The organism is Actinoplanes sp. NPDC051494, assembly GCF_044454705.1.
In the GTDB taxonomy this organism is placed as follows: Bacteria; Actinomycetota; Actinomycetes; order Mycobacteriales; family Micromonosporaceae; genus Actinoplanes.
Map to the genome: position 1 here is coordinate 827,032 of NZ_JBITDZ010000003.1, position 20,901 is coordinate 847,932.

17 protein-coding genes are annotated in these 20,901 nt (G+C 68.4%); 6 read left to right on the plus strand and 11 right to left on the minus strand.

Translation table 11 applies throughout. The annotated features are described in order from the left end of the window. Positions 1-41 precede the first annotated feature (41 nt). The 4 genes from ACIA6A_RS16335 (at position 42) to ACIA6A_RS16350 (ending at position 5,794) form a co-directional block, all read left to right on the plus strand. Entirely contained in the window at positions 42-1,433 is a 1,392-nt protein-coding gene (locus ACIA6A_RS16335) for a glucosaminidase domain-containing protein (RefSeq protein ID WP_396098442.1), read from the plus strand. Between the two features lie 70 nt (positions 1,434-1,503). Then, on the plus strand, positions 1,504-2,958 hold the full coding sequence (locus ACIA6A_RS16340) for a hypothetical protein (RefSeq protein WP_396098443.1): 1,455 nt from the start codon (positions 1,504-1,506) through the stop codon (positions 2,956-2,958). Positions 2,959-3,126: 168 nt separating this feature from the next. Further along, on the plus strand, positions 3,127-4,782 hold the full coding sequence (locus ACIA6A_RS16345) for a BTAD domain-containing putative transcriptional regulator (protein WP_396098444.1): 1,656 nt from the start codon (positions 3,127-3,129) through the stop codon (positions 4,780-4,782). A 166-nt stretch (positions 4,783-4,948) separates the two neighbouring features. Continuing rightward, the gene (locus ACIA6A_RS16350; RefSeq protein WP_396098445.1) at positions 4,949-5,794 is read left to right on the plus strand and encodes a BTAD domain-containing putative transcriptional regulator; all 846 of its coding nucleotides are present in this window, start codon (positions 4,949-4,951) and stop codon (positions 5,792-5,794) included. A gap of 265 nt (positions 5,795-6,059) precedes the next feature. Here ACIA6A_RS16350 and ACIA6A_RS16355 read toward each other — a convergent pair whose 3' ends face one another. Together ACIA6A_RS16355 and ACIA6A_RS16360 are read right to left on the minus strand one after the other, a co-directional pair. Next, a complete protein-coding gene (locus ACIA6A_RS16355; RefSeq protein ID WP_396098446.1) occupies positions 6,060-7,559 on the minus strand; it encodes a cellulase family glycosylhydrolase in 1,500 nt (499 codons plus the stop codon). A 133-nt stretch (positions 7,560-7,692) separates the two neighbouring features. Beyond that, positions 7,693-8,910 (minus strand): CapA family protein, encoded by a 1,218-nt coding sequence (locus ACIA6A_RS16360; protein ID WP_396098447.1) that lies wholly within the window; start codon positions 8,908-8,910, stop codon positions 7,693-7,695. A gap of 179 nt (positions 8,911-9,089) precedes the next feature. Between ACIA6A_RS16360 and ACIA6A_RS16365 the strand changes: the two genes are divergently transcribed. Then, positions 9,090-9,410 carry a hypothetical protein gene (locus ACIA6A_RS16365; RefSeq protein WP_396098448.1) on the plus strand — a complete coding sequence of 107 codons (321 nt, stop codon included), beginning with the start codon at positions 9,090-9,092 and terminating at the stop codon, positions 9,408-9,410. Between the two features lie 25 nt (positions 9,411-9,435). Here the strand turns inward: ACIA6A_RS16365 and ACIA6A_RS16370 are convergent, their stop codons facing one another. Both ACIA6A_RS16370 and ACIA6A_RS16375 read right to left on the minus strand, forming a co-directional pair. Beyond that, the gene (locus ACIA6A_RS16370) at positions 9,436-10,317 is read right to left on the minus strand and encodes a hypothetical protein (RefSeq protein ID WP_396098449.1); all 882 of its coding nucleotides are present in this window, start codon (positions 10,315-10,317) and stop codon (positions 9,436-9,438) included. Then, entirely contained in the window at positions 10,314-11,336 is a 1,023-nt protein-coding gene (locus tag ACIA6A_RS16375; protein ID WP_396098450.1) for an SPFH domain-containing protein, read from the minus strand. The genes ACIA6A_RS16370 and ACIA6A_RS16375 overlap by 4 nt, the downstream gene beginning before the upstream one ends. A 61-nt stretch (positions 11,337-11,397) precedes the next feature. Between ACIA6A_RS16375 and ACIA6A_RS16380 the strand changes: the two genes are divergently transcribed. Further along, positions 11,398-12,063, plus strand: a complete 666-nt coding sequence (locus ACIA6A_RS16380) for an NUDIX hydrolase (protein ID WP_396098451.1) — start codon at positions 11,398-11,400, stop codon at positions 12,061-12,063. An 899-nt stretch (positions 12,064-12,962) separates the two neighbouring features. On the opposite strand, the gene ACIA6A_RS16385 is transcribed toward ACIA6A_RS16380, so the two are convergent. The 7 genes from ACIA6A_RS16385 to chvE all read right to left on the minus strand — a co-directional run bounded on the left by ACIA6A_RS16385 (position 12,963) and on the right by chvE (position 20,740). Next, positions 12,963-13,934 (minus strand): NAD-dependent epimerase/dehydratase family protein, encoded by a 972-nt coding sequence (locus ACIA6A_RS16385; RefSeq protein WP_396098452.1) that lies wholly within the window; start codon positions 13,932-13,934, stop codon positions 12,963-12,965. Positions 13,935-14,039: 105 nt separating this feature from the next. Beyond that, the gene (locus tag ACIA6A_RS16390) at positions 14,040-14,819 is read right to left on the minus strand and encodes an LLM class F420-dependent oxidoreductase (RefSeq protein WP_396098453.1); all 780 of its coding nucleotides are present in this window, start codon (positions 14,817-14,819) and stop codon (positions 14,040-14,042) included. Between the two features lie 77 nt (positions 14,820-14,896). Further along, positions 14,897-15,859: an NADP-dependent oxidoreductase gene (locus ACIA6A_RS16395; protein ID WP_396098455.1), complete on the minus strand. Its 963-nt coding sequence runs from the start codon at positions 15,857-15,859 to the stop codon at positions 14,897-14,899. A gap of 490 nt (positions 15,860-16,349) precedes the next feature. Beyond that, on the minus strand, positions 16,350-16,727 hold the full coding sequence (locus tag ACIA6A_RS16400) for a diguanylate cyclase (RefSeq protein WP_396098557.1): 378 nt from the start codon (positions 16,725-16,727) through the stop codon (positions 16,350-16,352). Between the two features lie 60 nt (positions 16,728-16,787). After that, the gene (mmsB, locus tag ACIA6A_RS16405; RefSeq protein ID WP_396098457.1) at positions 16,788-18,014 is read right to left on the minus strand and encodes a multiple monosaccharide ABC transporter permease; all 1,227 of its coding nucleotides are present in this window, start codon (positions 18,012-18,014) and stop codon (positions 16,788-16,790) included. Further along, complete coding sequence (gene mmsA / locus ACIA6A_RS16410; protein ID WP_396098458.1) at positions 18,011-19,564, minus strand: multiple monosaccharide ABC transporter ATP-binding protein; 1,554 nt, start codon at positions 19,562-19,564, stop codon at positions 18,011-18,013. Before mmsA ends, mmsB begins: the two co-directional genes overlap by 4 nt. Positions 19,565-19,627: 63 nt before the next feature. Beyond that, positions 19,628-20,740 (minus strand): multiple monosaccharide ABC transporter substrate-binding protein, encoded by a 1,113-nt coding sequence (chvE, locus tag ACIA6A_RS16415; protein ID WP_396098459.1) that lies wholly within the window; start codon positions 20,738-20,740, stop codon positions 19,628-19,630. Between the last annotated feature and the right edge of the window lie 161 nt (positions 20,741-20,901).

Sequence of the window (20,901 nt, forward strand, 5' to 3'; positions counted from 1 at the left end):
CCCCATCGAAAGGCACGAAAGTGCGTCGAGTATGGAACTTCATGGCTGTCGCTCTCGCCGGCGCCGCATCGGTCCTCGCCCCCCAGGCCGCCTTCGCGACTCCTGGGCAGGACCAGTTCATCGCCAGTTCGGTCGGTCCGGCCCGGACCACCCACGACGACTACGACGTGCCGACGTCGGTCACCATCGCCCAGGCCGCTCTGGAGTCCGCGTGGGGCACCAGTTCGCTGTCCACCAACGACAACAACTACTTCGGCTTCAAATGTGTGTCGTCCGGTGAGCCCGGCCCCATCGCGACCGGCTGCCACGCCTATCCGACCACCGAATGCACCCCGACCTGCCACACGGTCACCGCGTACTTCCGGGTCTACGCCTCCCGAACGGATTCGTTCCGTGATTACGGCCGGCTGCTGACGACGAGTTCGGCCTACGCGTCGGCGCTGCCGTTCCGGCATGACCCGGATGCGTTCATCGAACACGTGGCCGAGCTTTACGCCACCGACCCGGACTACGCCGACAAAGTGGAGTCCATCATGTCGGCGCACGACCTCTACCAATACGACAACATGCCGGCTCCGACCGGACGCCGCAACAGTGGTTCGGTGGTCTACGTGCCCGGCAACAACTACCAGGTGTTCGGCATCAAGGGCCAGGCCGGAACGTCCGGTGGCGCTTTGTATCAGAACACCTGGAATGCGACCTGGGGTAACTGGCACAGCCTGGGCGGCAACCTCGGCGGCTCGCCCGCGGTGACCTACCACGACAACCGCTACGACGTTTTCGCGGTCAATGACGGAGGTACCGCCACCACCGGTTCCGTGTTCCAGCGCACCTACCAGAACGGCGCCTGGGGCGACTGGCATTCGATCGGCGGGGAGTTCAACAACCAGATCGGCGTCGCTGCCATCTACGAGAACGGTAAATACCACGTCTTCGCGGTAAGCCCGTCCGGCACCCTCATGCAGCGGGTATGGAACGGCAACTGGGGAGACTGGCAGAACCTCGGCGGCGTCCTGCTCGGCACCCCCGCGGTCACTTACACCGGCGGCCGGTTCGACGTCTTCGGGACCGGCCGCAACGGTGAGATGTACCAGAAGAGCTACACCCCGAGCGCGGGCTGGGGTGACTGGCACTCCCTCGGCGGCAGCTTCAAGCCCGGCCGCGGCGCCGCCGCTGTGGTCGACAGCTCCGGTGGGTACCACATCTTCGGCATCAATGCGGCCGGCGCCCTGCAAGAACGGAACTACCACGGCAGTTGGGGCGACTGGCTGAACATCGGCGGCAACCTCACCGGGACCCCGTCGGTCACGCTGCACGACGGCCGGTACGACGTCTTCGCGATCAGCCCGACCGGTGGTTACGCCATGTATCAGAGGTCGTACGCCAACGGCAGCTGGGACGACTGGCACTCCATCGCCGGCGACTTCAGCTGAGCAGGCTGAGCACCCGAGTTTTCCGCATCACTCGAGACAGACCCTTGTTCACATCAGGAAAGGCTCACTCATGAGACTGCGTAGATGGGTCGCCGCGGCCGGCGTGCTGACCGCCGGGCTGACCGGTGTCGTGGCCGGCTCTCCCGCGGCATCGGCCGCGGTGACCACCATAATCGACGACACGAGCCCGGCGGTGACCTATTCCGGCACCTGGCCCGCGTGTGTCGGCAACTGCGCCCGTTCCGCCGACGGCAGCTTCCGATGGACGCAGACGACGAATTCGTACCTGTCGTTCAGCTTCACCGGCAATCAGGTTGTCCTCTACGGCATGAAGGAACCGCAGGACAACATCGCCACTGTCGCCATCGACGGCGCCACCCCGGTCGACGTCGACTACTACGCCAGCCCGGCCAGCACCATGACCGTACCGGTCTGGACGTCACCGACTCTGACCGACACCACACACACCCTGAAACTCAGCTTCACGCCCCGCCACTCCCACACCGGCGTGCCGGCGGGCAACTCGATCACCTTCGACAAGGCAGTGGTCACCTCCGGCACCACCCCGCCGTCCACCGGGTCGAATCTCAGCGGCCTGCCGTGGAACTCCGGCGTCGGCCCCCAGCCGCAGACGTCCGGCGGGGTCGTCAACTTCCAGCAGTGGCGTGGCGCCCCGGTCGACGACATCGTGCTCTTCCCGGCCCGCGACAATTGGAGCACGCTGCTGAGCACGGACTGGATCACCGACGGGATCCCGACCGGCTGGGACACCACCAAGGGCGACCTGGTCGCGACCATCCCGCTGTGGCCGGGCTCCAACAACGTCAGCAATACCGGTAGTGAGACGCAGTGGCGGCAACTCGCCGATCACATCGCGACCGGGGATCCGAACGCCTACGTCCGGCTCGGCTGGGAGATGAACATAGCCAGCTCGTACTGGATGATCGGCGACGGCACCCGGCAGGACTACAACGGGGTGACGATCGCCAACAACAAGACGGCGTGGAAGAACTCGTTCATCAAAGCAGCCGCGTGGATCAAGGACGAACGACCGGACCTGCGGATCGTGTGGAATCCGAACTACGGCGACGACCAGACCTGCAACAGCTGTTCCCGTGCGGTGTTCCAGGCCGCAAAGCAGTACCTCTCCGTCTACGCCATCGACACCTACGACTCCTGGGCCCCGGACAGAGGCACGTCCGGCACCACCGCGCACCTGAACCGGCTGAAGGACACCCGTGACTACGCGGCGCAGAGCTCCATGAAGTGGGCCGTACCGGAGTGGGGTGTGGCCTGCAACGAGAACAACGGTCACTGTCAGTGGCACGACAACGCCGGCGGCGACAACCCGCAGTACATCCACGACTACCTCACGTTCTTCCGTGACAATGCCTCCACCCTGGCTTTCGAGGCATACTTCGACGAGCCCGCCGCCTACATCCGATCCGCGCTGGACGTGACGCCGATCGGGCCGAACGCTCCCGCGAAATACCAGAGCGACATCGCGGCCTACAAGACTTCGTGACGTGGTGAGCCGAAGGGGCCGGGCGGCGTCGTCGCCCGGCCCCTTCGGCTCACGTCGGGCTGACATCGACTCCAGCGGGCCGTATGGAGCAACCGCGGCTATCGTGGACATCCTGACCGTCCATCGAAGCCGGTTGCCGGTGCGGTCCGGACTTGGAGGATGCCCGTCGTGGAGGAACTGCGTCTTCTGGGACCGATGGAGATCGCTACCCGCAGGGGCGTCGTCCAGGTCGGCGAACCCCGCCGCCTGGCGGTTCTGGCGGCGTTGACCGTCGACACGGGCCGGGTGGTGCCGACGGCGACTCTGGTCGACCGGGTCTGGGGCGACGACCCGCCCAGACAGGCGGTGCGGACACTCGGCACCTACATCACCCGCATCCGCCGCGTGCTCGACGATGCTTTCGACGATTCGCCGGTGACCGTGGTCAATCAGCACGGCGGTTACCGGCTGACGGCCCGCCCTGATCAGGTCGATCTGTTCCGCTTCCGGACGTTGACCACTCAGGCCCGAACCCCGGACTGCCCGGCCGATCGGCGGGTCGAGCTGCTCCGGCAGGCTGTCTCCCTGCACCGTGGTGACCCGCTGACCGGGGCGGACGGGGCCTGGGTGAAGCAGACCCGGGAGCAGCTGAACGGGGAGTTCCTGATCGCCATGGCGCAGTGGGCCGAGGCCGAGCTGGCGGTGGGCAACGCGACGGCGGTGTTGCCGGAACTGACCAGGCTGGCTGATGCCCATCGCCTGGTGGAGCCACTGCTGGTGACCCTGGTGCGCGCCCTGGTTGCCGCGGGCCGGCCGACCGAGGCGCTGGAGCGGTGCCGTCTGCACCAGAAACTGCTGGTCGAGGAGTACGGCACCGATCCCAGCCCGCAGGTGCTGGCGCTCTACGAGGAAATTCTGCGTACCGACCACCGGGTGGCCTCCGCTCCGGACGCGAAGCACCTGGAGGCTGCTGACGGCGCGGCGCCCGGCAAGCGGAGTCCCGCGCGGCCGGCCCTGGCCATGACGGCTGACATAGCGCCTTATTCGAAATTTCCGGGCACGTCGTACAGGACGGCACGCCGACTCCTGACTGCCGCCACCGCGGCGATCCTCTTGCCCGCCGCCGTCATCCATCTCTGGCCTACTGACCCGAAGACCAGCGTTTCCGTTCCGGCCGCCACGGTGTTCTCGGCCACCGAGGAGTTCTCTGGCACCGAGTTGACGCCTGGGCAATGGCACGCTCAAAATTCGCAGGGACCGAACGGTTCGTCGTGGTCGCCGAACAACGTGCGGGTCAGTGACGGCGAGCTGCAGATCATCGGGAAGGGTCGAAGCTCCACCGGCCGGGGGAACATGGCCGGCTCGGTCTGCTGGTGCCTGAAGCGCGGAGTCGTCCGCAGCTACGGGGTGTGGCAGGTCAGAGCCAAATTCGATGTCGGAACGGGCTACGCACCGGTCGTCGGCCTCTATCCGGACGCTCCCAAGGGCACACCTGGCTGGGGCTTCGTCACGGCGGCGCGTCTTGACGGCGGCGATCGTCGCACCATGTATCCCGTCCTCGAGACCGGCGGTGGTCCGCCCGTCGACGGAACACCCGTATCGGGAGATTTCACCGCTTGGAACAGTTTCACCATCGAATGGCGCGCCGATTTCGTCACGGTCTCCGTCAACGATGCGGTCGTCTTCGACACCCGCCGGCTGCCGACGCCGGCGGTCATCCCAAGCGTTCCCATGTTCCTGTACGTGCAGGTCCTCGCGGGGCCGGACGGCCCGGTGCCGGCGCCGGGCCCGGAGACCCCTGATCAAGTGACGATGCACGTCGACTGGGCGAAGTACACGGGCTGACCGGTTCCACCAGCACACGTTCGAGCAGCACGATCGGCCTTCTCAGCATTTCCCCAGCCGAACTGTCGGGGTACGCCTGCGACGTTGTGGCCACGGATCGAGCCCCGGACGGGCCATCCGGAGGGTCGGCCGCGAGCAAGGGGTACGCATGATGGTGCACAGAGATATGCGTTTTCGGCTGCTGGGCACGGTCGAGGTCTGGAGTGGACAATCCGTGCCGCTCGGTGGTCCGAAGCCGCGCACCGTGCTTGCCGCACTACTGCTCAACAGGGATCACGCCGTCCCGGAAAGCACCCTCATCGACCTGACCTGGGGAGAGCAGCCACCGGCGGGCGCTCGGCGTCAGCTCCAGCTCTATGTGTCCCGGCTTCGAAAAATCCTCGGCGGTGCGAGCGTCACCCGCCGGGGCGAGGGATATGAGCTCTCGGTCGGCCCCGAAGAGCTGGACCTGAACGAATTCGACGCCGTGACCGAACTGGCCCGGGCCGATCTCGCCGCCGGTCGCCTCGAGCGCACCGTGACTCGGCTGCGGGGAGCGTTGAAACTATGGCGGGGCAACCCACTGCACGGTACGAGCCGTCTGCTGGCGGAGAGGGAGGGGCCGGCGCTCGCCGAGCGGCGGCTGACCGCCCTGGAAGCTCTCTTCGAGACGGAGCTTCAGCTGGGCGGCCACGCACGGGTGCTCGCCGACCTGTACCGGATCGCGGCCGAGGAGCCCTACCGGGAGAAGTTCCAGGCACAGCTCATGCTGGCTCTGCACGAGGGTGGGCGAACCGAGGCGGCCCTGCGGGTGCACGCCGAGGCTCGCCGCCGGCTGAGCACCGACCTGGGCATCGACCCCGGCCGGTACATCGTCGAAGCGCATCTGCGAATCTTGCGCGGCGGTGACGGCCCGGTGACAGTCGCACCGTGGCAGTGGCGGCGAAGTCCGGCTCTCCCTCACGGGCTGGTCGACGACGCGGCACCCGTACCCATGACACCCGAGCCGACAACCATGCTGATCACGAAGTAGGCAACCAGGATCATGCAGGTGGAGCCGAGGACCAGGCCCGCTGTGGGAGCGCGGGCCGCAGGCCTGGGATGCACGTCGGAGAGCGCGTTCGTGCGGCGCAACGTCACCCCTGCGTTACCGATCCCGGATCCGTGAACTGCCTGACAGGTCCCTTCGACGTACGCTGCCGGCTCCGTCGTCGCCGGCATGACGTCCAGGTTCAGCACGTCCTCGTGGGGTGACCGGCCCGCACCGGGTCGGTGCGGGCTTGTCGGCCACGTGGAATTTACGGATTGACGGTGAGCAGGTGGGCCTTGAAGCCGGAGCCGTAGCTGTCGGTCGGGGTGCCGGTGTAGTCCTGGATCAGTACGTTGCCGCCGGTGCAGCCCCACGGGTTCCAGGTCCAGGCCAGGTAGCCGACGTTGTGCGTGTCGGCCCACGCCATCACCCGGTCGATGAAGTCGTGCGCGCACGAGTCCTGGCCGATCTCGCCGGCGACGACGGGCACCTGCGCGGCCACCGGGGCGACTTGGCTGTCCCAGCAGGCGGTGTTGGAGCAGGAGTTGAAGTTGTAGACGTGCCACGCTGCCACCAGGTTGCCCGCCGGGTCGGTCGGCTTGTATGTCAGCCACTTCGTCAGGTCGTTGGACCAGGCGAGGCCACCGAGCAGGATGACGTTCGTGGCGCCGGCCCCACGTACGGCGTTCACCAGGCTCTGCATGCCGGCGACCGGATAGCTGATGCCGCCGCAGGTGCCGCCGTCACGCCAGCACTTCCACTCGTTGTCCGCGTTGGCGTAGCCGTCGGCGTTGTCCGGCCACGGCTCGTTGAACAGGTCGAACAGGACCGCGTTGTTGCCCTTGAAGGCGGTGGCGACGCTGGTCCACAGCTGGGGTGCGTACTGTGCGTCCGGCATCGGCTTCTGGCAGGTGGCGTTGACGTCGGTGCAGTTGCCGTTGCCGCCGCCGCTGTAACTGCCGTAGGTCCAGTGCAGGTCGATGATCGGGTTGATCCCGTTGGCGACCAGCAGGTTCGCGTAGTTCGTGACCGCCGTCCGGTACGCGGCCCCGCCGGGGGTGCCATAGGTGCCCAGCCAGCACTGCTCGTTGATGGGAATCCGAACAGCGTGGATGTTCCACGCTTTCATGGCATCGACGGTGGACTGGTCGGGGTCGGGCCCGTCGAAGACACCGGTCTTGCCCTGCACGCAAGCGAACTCCGCGCTGGACCGGTTGACTCCCAGCAGGCGGTAGGCCTTCCCGGTGGACGTCACGATCTTGTTGCCGGTGACCTTGAGCGCCGGCGCCGGATCGCGCACCGGCGGCGACGTCGTGGGCGGGGTGGTCGGGGGTGTGGTCGGGGGTGTGGTGGTGGTACTGCCGGTGCATGTGACGCCGTTGACCTCGATGGAGGGTGGGTTCGGGTTGCTGCTGCCCCAGCTGCCGATCATGCCGAGCGAGACGGAGCCGTTGGTCGCGACGCCGCTGTTCCAGCCGAGGTCGACGGCGGTCACCGCCGAACCGGACTGCGACCAGGTGGCATTCCAGCCCTGGGTTACTTTCTGCGCGGCGTCGGGGAAGCTGAACTCCAGCTTCCAGCCGGACAGCGGGTCGCCGAGGTTGGTGAACGAGACACCACCCTGGAAGCCTCCTGCCCATTGACTGACCACGGTGTAGGTGGCCGAACAGCCGGTCGCCGCGGCCGATGCGGTGGAAGCGGTTACGCCTGCTCCGGTGACGAGCAGGCCTGCTGCCACCGCTGCCGCGAAGGCAAAGCGGTGTTTCATAGAGACTTCTTTCATCGATGACGGTCGTTGGGAGCGCTCCCATCGTCAGCGAAATCCGCTGGCCCGTCAAGGCGGAGGTCCGGCAGCCAGAGCTGGTGCAGGCGAAGTGAGGCCGAGTAGGAGGGGACAGAATTCAGCCGGTGACGACAAGCCCGGCCTTCTCGGCGCCCCGGGTGAACAGGTGCTCGCGGATCCGGTCCATGGCCGCCTGGTAGGTGGCTCGCCCGGCTGCGGGGGTCGTGGGGTCGGCGATCATCCGGGCGGGCTCGACCAGGCGGATGCGCGGGGTCAGTTCGACCCAGGTCGGGATCGCTTCGATCGACGTCACCTGCCAGCGCTTGGGCGCCGCCTCGGTGAAGGTGACCCGGGCCATGATCCCTTCGCGGTTCTCGTCGATCGGCTGGGAGTGCCGGGCGAGCTGGTTGCCCATGCCGTAGACGACCCACTTGCCCCCGATCTTCTCGATCGGTTGGACGACGTGCGCGTGATGGCCGAGGATCACGTCGATGTCCGGGGCGGCGAGCAGGACCCGGGCCAGGTTGCGCTGGTCGGCGTTGGGCTCGTGCTGATACTCGGTGCCCCAGTGCAGGCTCAGCACGACGATCTCGGCGCCGGCGGCGCGGGCCCGCTTCGCCATGGCGATGATGGCGGCGGGTTCGATCCGGTTGGCCAGCCATTGCTTACCCTGCGGCCGGTTCAGCCCATTAAAGCCCAGGGCGTACGAAAGGTGCGCGACCTTGACTCCCCGTACGGCATAGATTTTCGGTGTTTTCGCCTCCGCCGCGCTGCGGAAGGTGCCGGTGTGGCCAAGTCTTGCCGCGTCGAACGCCTCGATGGTCCGGACCACGCCTGCCTCGCCCCGGTCGATCGAGTGGTTCGAGGCCGTGGAACAACCGTCGAACCCGGTCTGCTTCACCCCCTGCAACACCTGCGGCGGCGCACTGAACGCCGGGTACCCGGCGAACGGCCCGTCCGGCGCGGCGAGCGGCGTCTCCATGTGGCAGAGCGCCAGGTCGGCGTCGGAGACGGTCTCGCTCACCGGGCGGAACATCGGAAAGAAGTCGAACCCGCCGGCGGTGGAGTCGCGCTGGGCCTGCTGCCACACCTCGGGGTGGATGAGCACATCACCGGCGCCGAGAACGGTGAGCGTCCGCTTGGTGTCGGTCCTCGAATCGGGCGCGGATGCGCTCGTCGCCGGTGCCGCCTCGACCCATCGGGCACGCGTGTCATCCGCCGCGCCTGAGGCGGGCAGCAGGTCGACGCCGACGGCGTACAACGTGATGCCGGCGGCCAGAGCCCCGACAATCAGCGGGACGCCGCGACGCAGGACAAAATGAGGCCGACCATCCAATAGGGACACGGTGCGAGGATAGGTGCCGGTCGCTACCGTACCGGCTCGTAGCGCCCGGCCGTGATGACCGGTCGGCTAATCAGTGGCTGCGGTCGTTCGGCTCAACTGGTCGTCGCCGCGGCCGATAACAAGGCCGTTGCGGTGAACGGAAGTCAGCGACGACACCGTGGAGGAGAGCCGTGGGGGTCAACAGGAACGGCGGGCGGCTCAGCAAAGAGGCCTCGGAGCAGTGGGTCGCCGGCCTCTCCCGCGTGGGTCTCGGTGGTGTCGTCGGCCGGGAGAGCATCGTCCAGTCGCCATCCCACATCCGCCCTGGTGACCTGATCATTTCCGGCGCGCACCGCTACCGGGTTGCCGGTGTCGATCCGCCGGTCCGGGACGTCGTCGAGGTTCACCTGATCCCCGGTGAGCGATGCCGCGTTCTCTATCTGCAGGCCGGGACCCCGGTCCGGGTCGTGCGCGCCCGCCGCAGGAGGCCGGCCCTGCCACCGTCGACCTGACGCAGGCGACGACGAGCGCCCGGCGTCACAACAGGCGCAGGCGGCGGTCCGCGACGCCGACGGAGACGCGCTGGCCCCAGGCGAGTCGCAGGGCGTCGGACTCGAGGCCGTCGGCAAAGGCGACCAGGCGTTCGGACTCGCTGCTCAGCTCCAGGCCCTGCCCCGTGTGCAGCCGGCCGCAGACCTGGGTGGCGCCGGTCGTGGGGGAGGGCCAGGCCTCCCGGACGAACCAGCAGAGGGCGGGTTCGACCGGGCCCGGCACAGTCGGGGCGGTGGCACGTTCCCGGACGATGGCCGCACACCAGCCGGTCGCGCCGGTGCCGGTGCCCACGATGACGCCGGACGACGATTGGCGTTCGCGGTCACCGCCGGGGCCGGTGAGCACGTAGCGGGCGGATTGGTGGCCGGGGTGGCCGACATAGATCTCGTTGAGGCCGTGCAGGGTCTGGCCGTCGTCGAGCCGTGCGACGACCATGGTCCGCTCCTCGCCACCGCCGCGGGCGTGCAGCAGGTCGGCAACCGCCGCGGCGCGATGCCGGACCAGGACGCCCGGGTTGTGGCCGGGCTCGGGGTCGATGCCGATCACCGGCTGGCCGTCGAGGTATTTGCCCACGTTGGCGACCAGACCGTCCTGGCCGACGGCAATCACCACGTCCTCGGGCGCGAACAGGAACCGGGGCAGGTCGGCGCGGTCGACGTGGCCACGCCGCCAGTCCGCCGGGATCGCGCTGCCCACCTCGGTGAGCGCGGCGGTCAGCGCGTCGTGCCGAGCGCTCACCTCGGCCAGGTCGCGTCCGCGTGCCCGCAGGAAGAAGGCGGCCGCGCCGCGGGTGCCGTGCCGGGCGAGCAGTTCGTCGAGCTCGCTGCGCCGCGACACGATCACCACACGCGGGGAAAGCGTGCTCATCCGAGCCGTCCGGCGAGCTTGCTGAACAGGTCGGGGGTGATGGTCAGTTCGCCGATCGCGGGGAGTCGGCCGGCGAGTTCCTTCAGGGCGAGGGCCTGCACGATCGCGGGCGGCAGGTCACGGTAGGCGGCGAGACGGGCCGCCTCCGCCTCCGCCTCGGCCAGGCCGACCAGCCGGGCACCAGTAGCGCGCGCCTCATCGCGTACGCGATCGGCGTCTGCTTGTGCGGTTGCGGTGGTGCGCAACCGGTCGGCGGAGGCCGCGGTGGCGACCACCTGGGACTCGGCGTCGAGCTCGGCCTCGCGGCGGGTGTTGGCACCGCGCTGCTCGACCAGTAGCTGCTCCCGGCGGGCGAGCTCGATCTGGCTCTGCAACTCGTTCTCCGCGATCGTGCGCTCCTGCTCGACGGCCTGGGCCCGCCGCGCGTACGTGGCGCGGTCGGCCTCCTGCTGCACCCGCTCGCGGGTGGGCGTCTGCAGGGCACGTTCCATGTCGGGCTCCGGACGGATCGCCACCACCCGGGCGCTGACCACGCTGACGCCGGTCTCGGTGAGCCGGGTGTCGTGGGCGAGCGCGTCCGCGACGGCCTGCCGGACCGGGGCGATCCCCGAGGTCAGCGCCTCCGTGAGCGGCAGCCGGGCCAGCAGGTCCAGGGCAGGCTGCCGGGCCAGTTCGGCGAGCAGGCCGGCGACCTGGTCGAGCGGTTGCCCGCGCCAGGCGCCCCGGTAGGGGTCGATGGAGAAGTCCAGGCGGGCCGCGGCCGCAGCCGGGTCGCTGACCCGGTACGTCACCGTAGCCTGCACGGTGACGTCGGCGAAGTCCTCGGTGCGGGCGTGGAACAGCAGCGGTAACTCCCGGTCGTCGACCGGGACCTCGGAGAGCACCGCGCTCAGCGGCCGGTACCAGAACGACAGGCCGGTCCCGGCGCGCCTGGCCTTGCCGCCGGTGGTGCAGCTGATCCAGCTGGTCGGGGTGCCGCGCAGGTGTCTCAGGTGGAACCGCCGGGTCACGTGGGCCATGGTCACTCACTCCCTTATTTCGTCAAGTTGACGATAAACCGACAGGGTTATTATCGTCAACATGACGATTGCGGTCGACCTGGTGCTGCTGACCATCCGGCAATCTCGCTTGCAGGTGCTGCTGGTCTGCCGCGGCATCCCGCCGTACGAGGGGCAGTGGGCGCTACCGGGTGGCTTCGTCCTGCCCGACGAGGACCTCGAGGAGGCGGCCCGCCGGGAGTTGCGTGAGGAGACCGGCCTCGACCCGGCGGCCGGGCACCTCGAACAACTCGCCACGTACGGCGCCCCGGGTCGCGACCCGCGCGGCCGGGTGGTGGCGGTCGCCTACCTGGCACTGCGGCCTGACCTGCCGATACCGGTCGCCGGCAGCGACGCGGCCGGGGCGGCCTGGCGGCCCTGCGACGAGTTGAGCCCCGGCGACCTGGCCTTTGACCACGACCGGATCCTGGCCGACGGGCTTGAGCGGGCCCGGGCCAAACTCGAATACACGCCGCTGGCGACCGCGTTCTGCCCGCCGGAGTTCACCATCGCCGACCTCCGCGAGGTCTACGAGAGGGTGTGGCACACCACGATCGACCCCCGCAATTTCCACCGCAAGGTCACCGGAGCGGACGGCTTCGTGGAACCGGTCGGCCGCAGCGTGGCCCGGGACCGGGGTCGTCCGGCCCGACTGTTCCGCCGGGGGCCGGCACGGCTGCTGCACCCGCCGCTGCTGCGCCCCCGCTGAGGAACCGTCAGCCGTGCGACGTTCGACCCGGGCGCCCACACGATTGTTCGTACGATCGGATCAGTGCCCGCCTTCCTTGTCGGACTCGCCGGCGCCGTAGCCGATGCCGAGCAGGTTGCCGACATGACCTGTCAGCTTCTCCTTGAAGCCCGCCGGTGGCAGTGGCGCCGGACCGGGGCCTCCCGGCGGCACCGACGGTGTGGGCGTGCCGTCCGGCTGGATCGACGGTGAGGGCGGGCCGTCCGGTGCGATATCCGGCCGGGGTGAGCCAGGTCTGCTGGGTGGCAGGGGGACGTCGGTGGGGCCGGGCCGGGGTGCGGGCCCGGGTACCCGCTCTCACCGGACTGCGCACCGGCGATGCTCTTGCTGTCCCTGGCCTCGCTGCCGGCACCATCGGGACCGGCCGCGATTTACCACCGGTGGTGGTGCGGGTGGGTTACAGTCGCGTCTTCTTGACTCGGTGACGGAGGTGATCGTGGTGCGCTGCTTGTGACAGCCCCAGTCCGGGGTGTCACGGAGCCGAAAGGTGACCGGATGAGTAGGACCGACAAGACCAGGCCCTGGTGGGTCAAGCTGGCGGAGCGCCCGATGGTGACGTGCGAGCCGTGGCACGATCACCGCTTCGAGGTGTGCACGTTGCCCGATCGTGTCGATGCGAGGACCGGCGGCGCAGCCGCCACGAATCACGCCGCGCCTTGCGGGGCTGTCGCCACGGAGATCGTGAGACCGGTGCCGACGAGATCGTGGACCGCGGGCTTGTCTGACAACCAGCTCGCCCATGTCCCCGCCGCCCGAGATCGCGCGGACGTTGCTGCGCGTCGCGCTGCCCTGGGGTGATCTGTGGATGGCCCCGGCCGCTTCGGACGCGCCGGCCGATTTCCGCGCGCTCTGACCGGCTATCAGGCCAGGACCGCGCCGCCGAGGTCGAGTTGGCCGTGTTCGGCGAGCCACCGCACGGACTCGCGCATCGCGTCCAGCGAGGAATACCGCGGGACGTAACCGAGGACGGTGCGGGCCCGGTCGATGCTCGCCGCGATGCTGCGTTCGACGTGTTCCCGGGTGGTTCCGGCGTGTTCGGCCCCGGTGCGCTGCTCGTACTGCGACCAGTCGACGAGATCGAGCACGGGCTCCCGTCCGAACCATCCGGCGACTCCAGCCGCCAGCCCTCGGCAGGTCATCGCCTGCTCCGCCACGACGTGAAAGCTCGCCCCGATCGCCGCGGGGCGGGTCAGGGCCCGTTCGAACGCCTGCGCGACGTCATCGGCGTGCACGTGGTGGAGCACACCGAGCCCGAGAAAGGGCAGGGCGAGTGGTGCTCCGGTCGCGAGTTTGCGCCACGCCTGCGGGTCGAGGTTGCCGGCGGGTGTGATGACCGGCCAGCCCGGGCCGCTGATGTGCCCCGGGTGCAGGACGACCGACGGGACACCGCCGGCGAGGGTCTCGCGATGCAGCAGGTCCTCGACCGCGACCTTGCCGGTGCCGTAATCGCCGTACGCCGTACGGGGTTCGTCCTCGGTGACCGGGATCCGGGCGGTGCGCCCGTGCACCCAGATGGTGCCGCAGTGCAGCAGCAACGGACGGGTGGGGCGCAGCGCGTCGATGAGCTGCCGGGCCGACTCCGCGGTGAAGCAGATGAGGTCGATCACCGCGTCCGGGCGCAGGGCGGCGATCCGCGCGCCGAACGTGCCAACCGCATCCTCGGCCTCCCGGTCGGCGACGACCCGCTCGACCGACCGCCACTCGGGTGCGTCGTGGTAGGGCGCGCGCCCGCCCCGGCTCACTGCGACGACGTCATACCCGGCCCGCACCAGCCGTGGCACCAGATAGGTGCCGACATGCCCGGTCGCTCCGATCACCACTGCTCGCCTCATGGCACGCAGCCTACGATGCCCGAGGGACATCCACCCGGTGCCTCTGGCGCTGCCTCGCTCCGGTCCGGCGCACTCGTCGGTGGGCCGGACCGGAAGTGGGTCACCTCATCCGTTGACCTCATCACGCCAGGTGGTCCAGTCGCGCAGCTCGGTGAAGTCGTAGTCCGGGCCGCCGGTGCCCACGGTGAACAACGTGACGCCGAGGTCCAGCAGGGCCTGGCCGGTTTCGGCGGGTTTACCCTGCACGGCCGCCGAGATCTCGATCTCAGCGGGGTCGCGGCCCACGTCGGCACAGTGCTGCTTGAGGATCGCCACCTTACGCTCGATGGTCTTGGCGTCGCCGAAGCTGTGCCAGATGTCGGCGTGCTTGGCCACCAGGCGCAGCGTCTTCTTCTCGCCGCCCCCGCCGATCAGGGTCGGGATCTTGCGGGTCGGTGCCGGATTGAGCTTGGCCCAGCGTGACTCGATGCGGGGCAGCGACTCGGCGAGGTCGTCGAGGCGGCCGCCCGCCGTGCCGAACTCGTAGCCGTACTCCTGGTAGTCCTTCTCGAACCAGCCGGACCCGATCCCCAGGATGAGCCGGCCGTCGCTGATGTGGTCGACGGTGCGGGCCATGTCGGCGAGCAGTTCCGGGTTGCGGTAGGAGTTGCAGGTCACGAGGGCGCCGATCTCGACGCGAGAGGTCTGCTCGGCCCAGGCTGCGAGCATCGTCCAGCACTCGAAGTGCAGACCCTCGGGCTCGCCGTACAGCGGGTAGAAGTGGTCCCAGTTGAACAGGATGTCGGCGCCGATTTCCTCGACCTGGGCCGCGGCGTGGCGGATGGCGGAGTATTCGGCGTGCTGCGGCTGGATCTGGACGCCGATCCGGACGGGCCTGGAAGTCATGACCTGATCGTAGTGAGGAATCAGCCCGTCCGGGCCAGGCGGGATGCAGCAGTCCGGCCTCGGCGACGACCCGGCCGTCACCGCCGGACAGGGGGGACGAACGGGCGCGGTCCTCCGAGCCCGGCCCGCTGCCGGAGCACGACAGCGATCTTGCCGCGCGCGTGGCCGGTGTCGACCTTGCGGTGGGCGTCGGCGATCCGGTCCAGCGGGAAGGTCTCGGACACCGTGAGCGTCAAGGTGCCTTCGCGATAGCGATCGACGATGGACCGCAATCGCCACGCCGATCGATTGCTGCGGATGCAGCGCACCTCGAGTTCCCGCGCCCGGGCGAAATCCACCAGTGTGCCGATCCGGTTCCGGTCCGCGACCAGTTCGAGTGAGGCGTCCAGCGCGTCACCGCCCGCGGCGTCGAGCACCGCGTCGACACCGTGGGGGGCCAGGGCGCGGACGCGTTCGACCAGCCCCTCACCGTAGACCGTCGGCGTCGCTCCGAGCGTACGCAGGTAGTCCTGGTTCGCCCGCCCGGCCGTCCCGATCACCGTTGCGCCCGAGGCTACCGCCAGCTGCACCGCGATGGTCCCGACTCCACCGGAGGCGGCATGGATCAGCACGGTCTCACCGGCACTCACCCGCAGCTCCTCCAGGCCGGTGTGTGCCGTCTGCGCCGAGGCCGACAGTGCACCGGCCTGCGCCCATGGCATCCCCGGCGGTTTGGCGATCACCTGCTCCGGAGGGACGACGACGTACTCGGCGCAGCTGGCGAGCACCGCCCAGCCGATCACCTCGTCACCTGGTTCGACGCCGGTCACGCCCGCACCGACCTGGTCGACGACTCCGGCGAAGTCGTTACCGACGATCTGTGGGAACCGTACGGTCCGATCCGGCGGGTTCCAGCCCGACCGCACCGCGGAGTCGAACGCCTGGACACCCGCGGCTTCGACGCGGACCCGAACCTGCCGGTGTCCGGCCTCGGGGGTGCTGACCTCGACGACCTGCAACACCTCCGGACCGCCGAAAGCATGAAATGCCGCTGCCCTCACGAACGTCCTCTCGTGCGGTGGCCGACGCCGCGACGCAGAGCCAGGACGCCGGCGGGCCAGAACACAGGATCAACACACGCGCACGCCAACCCTCGTCGGAGAAGGATCCGGCCGGTCGTGTCGCCTGACGTTATCGCGTCTCTCTGCTGAGGGGCGGACACGCTGTCCGTCCTGACGTGATGATCTGGATCTATCAAACCGGGAACATGCTGAAACGACGTCTGGCGGTTGCCCTGGTCGCGATGCTGGCTGCCGGAGGATCCCGCGGCCCGGGCCGGGTCGCTGCCCCGGGACCCCCGGCACACCCCAGCCATGGAACAGTGCGGGTGCTGCTGCGTACCGATCTCGGGCCGATCCCGCTCGTGCTGGACCGCGCAATGCCGATGAGCTGCCGGCCTGCCGCCGGCGCCGACCGACCCCACGGGCGAGCGCATGGTGTACGCCCGATGTGAGTCAGATCGCGCCTGCCGGGTGCCTCGAGCCGGGGAGGTCAGGCCTCGGCATAGCAGTTCCTGCCGGCCGCTTTGGCGGCGTACATGGCGGTGGCGACCTCGCGCAGGACGGTGTCGCCGGCTTGATGGCCGCGTTGGTCATCGATCTGTTTGCAACCGTCGAGGTCGATGAACAGTACCGCGAAGATCCGGTCGTGGAAGGCCAGCTGTTGCAGCTGGGCCTCGACCTGCTCGCGGCGGCCGATGTCGCGTCGCAGCGCGGCGGGGGCCTGCTCGACCTGGACCAGAGCCCGGTTACGGCTGCCGGACAGGACAGCCCGACGATCGCCACGGACAGGTTCAGGTGCAGCGTCTCCGGGCCGACCGTGAACCCGCGCAGCGCCTCGTAGCCGGGGCGGACCGCGCTCCTGGAGCAGTGGGGTCCCGTCGAGAAGGGGCGCCGTCCATGTCTCTGCACGGCGCCCCTTTCGTCTGGGTTATTTGCCGCGGCGTTTGTTCAGGATGTCGAAGGCTACGGCGATGATGAGGACCAGGCCCTTGACCGCCATCTGCCAGGCCGGATCGACGTTCATGATGGACAGGCCCATGTTCAGCACGCCCATGATGAACGCGCCGATGATCGCGCCGGTGACCTTGCCGATGCCGCCGCTGACGGCTGTGCCGCCGATGAAGGCGGCCGCGATCGCGTCGAGCTCGAAGTTCTGGCCGGCCGCGGCCACGGCGGCTCCGGCGCGGGAGGTGGTGACCACGGCTGCGACGCCGGCGAGCAGGCCCATGTTGACGAAGATCATGAAGTTGACGCGTTTGGTCTTCACGCCGGACAGCACCGCGGCCGGCAGGTTGCCACCCATGGCGTAGATGTGCCGGCCGAAGATCGTGTTGTTCATGATGAACGTGTACAGCAGGACCAGCGCGCCCACGATGATCAGCACGATGGGTGTGCCGCCGGCGCTCTTCGCCAGCAGGTAGGTGATGTAGGCGATCGCCGCGGTCGAGACGACAAGCTTGACGACGAACGCGATGAACGGTTCGACGCGCAGGTTGTTGCGCAGCAGGGAGCGCCGGGCGCGGATCTGGCTGACGGCCAGGCCCGCGATGGCGACGATGCCGATCAGCAGCGTCACACCGTCCAGGTTGGCCAGGAAGCCCAGTGAGTTCGGCAGGGAGCTGTTGCTGATGTCGTTGAAGCCGGTCGGCAGGCCCGCTACCGTCGTTCCTACCAGCACGATCGCCAGTCCGCGGAACAGCAGCATGCCGCCCAGCGTCACGATGAAGGCCGGGATGCCGACGTACGCGATCCAGAAGCCCTGCCAGCAGCCGACGACGCCGCCGAGCACGATGGAGATGATCACGGCGAGCAACCAGGGCACGTTGTGGTCACTGATCATCAGTGCGCACAGGCCGCCGATGAAGGCGACCACCGAGCCGACCGACAGGTCGATGTGCCCGGCCACGATGACCATCACCATGCCGATCGCGAGGATCAGCACGTACGCGTTCTGCTGGATCAGCGCGGCGATGTTGTTGGGGTAGAGCAGCTTGCCGCCGGTCGTGAACTGGAACAGCACGACGATCACGACCAGGGCGGCCATCATGCCGTACTGGCGGAGGTTCTGCCCGAGGTAGCCGCTCAGCGTGCCGTTGGTGTTCGCGCCGGAAGGCCCGGCCGCCGGGGGCTGCTCCCGGATGGTCGACGTGCTCACCGCGTTGCTCCGCTCTTCTGCATGGTCATGAGGCGCATGAGGCTCTCCTGGGTGGCCTCGGCGCGGGGAAGCTCGCCGGTGATGCGGCCCTGGCTCATGGCGTAGATCCGGTCGCAGACACCGAGCAGTTCGGGCAGCTCGGACGAGATGACCAGGACGGCCTTGCCGGAGTCCGCGAGGCGGTTGACGATTTCGTAGATCTCGTACTTGGCGCCCACGTCGATGCCGCGGGTGGGCTCGTCGAGGATGAGGACCTCGGGCTCGGCGAAGAGCCACTTGCTGAGGACGACCTTCTGCTGGTTGCCGCCGGACAGCTTGCCGGCCGGCACGTCGACGCTGTCGGCCTTGGTTCTCATCTCACGGCGGTACCGGTCGGCTGCGGTGATCTCGTCCGCCGCGTCGACCACCCCGAACCGGGAGATCCGTTGCAGCTTCGCCGCCGAGGTGTTCCGCTTGATGTCCTCGATGAGGTTCAGGCCGTAGTGCTTGCGGTCCTCGGTCGCGTACGCGATGCCGTGCTCGATGGCCGCGTCGACGGTCCTGATCGTGACGGGCTCGCCGTGCACGAACAACTGTCCGGAGATGTTGCTGCCGTAGCTGTGGCCGAAGACGCTCATCGCCAGCTCCGTGCGTCCGGCGCCCATCAGCCCGGCCAGCCCGACGATCTCGCCCGCGCGTACGGTCAGGTCGGCGTTGTCGACGACGGTGCGCGACCGGTCGACGGGGTGATGCACCGTCCAGCCCTCGATCCGCAGGATCTCCACGCCGATTCTCGGTGTGTGCTCGGGGAAGCGGTGGGCGAGGTCGCGCCCGACCATGCTGCGGATGATGCGGTCCTCGCTCACCGGCTCGGTGCCGTGCATGTCCAGCGTCTCGATGCTCTGACCGTCCCGGATGATCGTCGTGGTGTCGGCGATCTCGGCGATCTCGTTGAGCTTGTGCGAGATGATGATGCTGGTGATGCCCTGCTCCTTGAGCTGCCGGATCAGGTCGAGCAGGTGGGCGCTGTCGGCGCCGTTCAGCGCGGCGGTCGGCTCGTCCAGGATCAGCAGCTTCACCCGCTTGGACAGCGCCTTCGCGATCTCGACCAGCTGCTGCTTACCGACACCGAGGTCGATGATCTTGGTGTCGGGATGCTCGTCCAGGCCGACCCGGGCGAGCAGCGTGGCGGCCTGGGTGTTGGTCTCCGTCCAGTTGATCACGCCCCGCTTGGACCGTTCGTTGCCGAGGAAGATGTTCTCGGCGATCGACAGGTACGGGCTGAGTGCCAGCTCCTGGTGGATGATCACGATGCCGCGCTCCTCGGAGTCGCGGATGCTCCTGAACTGGCACGGCTCGTCCTCGAAGATGATGTCGCCGTCGTAGCTGCCGTGCGGGTACACCCCGCTGAGCACCTTCATCAGGGTGGACTTGCCGGCGCCGTTCTCACCGCAGACGGCGTGCACCTCACCCCGCGCCACGGTCATCGTGACGTCCTGCAGGGCCTTGACGCCGGGGAAGGTCTTGGTGATGCCGCGCATTTCGAGGATGGGACCCGTGTCGGAGACCATGTCCAGCTCATTCGTTCTCGGAGGGCGGGCCGGACCCCGGGGTGGGGCCCGGCCGTGAACCGGTCAGAGGCCGAGTTTGTCGGCGGTGTAGAAGCCGGAGTCGACCAGCTTGGCCTTGACGTCGTCCTTGATCACGACGACCGGCGGGAGCAGGTACGCCGGGACGACCTTGACCTCGTTGTCATAGGTCTTGGTGTCGTTGGTCTCGACGGTCTGTCCCTTGACGATCTGGTCCACCATCTTCGCGACCTGGTCGCCCAGGGTGCGGGTGTCCTTCCAGACGGTCATCGACTGCTTGCCGGCCAGGATGTTCTTGGTGTTGGCCAGGTCGGCGTCCTGGCCGGTGATGACCGGCCAGCCGGGACCGACCTTGTAGCCCTTGGACTCGAGAGACTGCTCGATGCCCAGCGCCAGCGAGTCGTTGGGGGAGAGCACGACGTCGACCTTCTTGCCGCCCGTGTAGAACGAGTTGATCCGGTTGTCCATCTCGGACTGGGCCTTCTGCGACAGCCAGCCGTCGATGCTGACGTTCTTCCAGTCCTCGTTGCTCGCGAGCTTCTTGCCGGACGGGATGACGAGCTTGCCGCTGTCGACGTACGGTTTGAGCACGTCCCAGGCGCCGGAGAAGAAGAACTTGGCATTGTTGTCGTCGGACGAACCGGCGAACGGCTCGAGGTTGAACGGACCCTTACCGGCGTCGAGGCCGAGCTGCTTGACGATGAATTCGCCCTGGAGCTTGCCGACCTGATAGTTGTCGAAGGTCGCGTAGTAGTCGACGTCCGGGGTCTTGTTGATCAACCGGTCGTACGCGATGACTTTGATCTTCTGCGAGGCGGCCTTGGCCAGGACCGGGCCGAGCGCGGTGCCGTCGATGGAGGCCACGACCAGAACCTTCGGGTTCTGGTTGATCATGTTCTGAAGTTGGGTGATCTGCTGGTCGACCTTGTTGTCGGCGTATTGCAGCGTGGTCGTGTAACCGGCCGTCTTCAGCAGGTCCTCGAGGTGCGCGCCGTCGTTGTTCCAGCGCTCGAGGCTGCGGGTCGGCATCACGATGCCGATCAGATTGGAGTCGGATCCAGAGTCGGAATTGTCGTCGCGGGTGTCGCTGCACGCCGTTGTCGCCGCCAGAGTCGCGGCCATGGCCAGCGCCGCGAAGGCGCGGAGTCTGATGCCCACCCCGACACTCCTTTCATTCAGGCCCACGTCTGTGCAGGCCGTATCTGCGCCCGGTGAGGCCTGTCCTAACCGGACGTTCCTCGTCGCTGCGGTCAACGTAGCCCCCTGGAGTGACGCCGCCAACGCGATCCCTTGTAACGAACAGTTAACGTCAGCTCGGC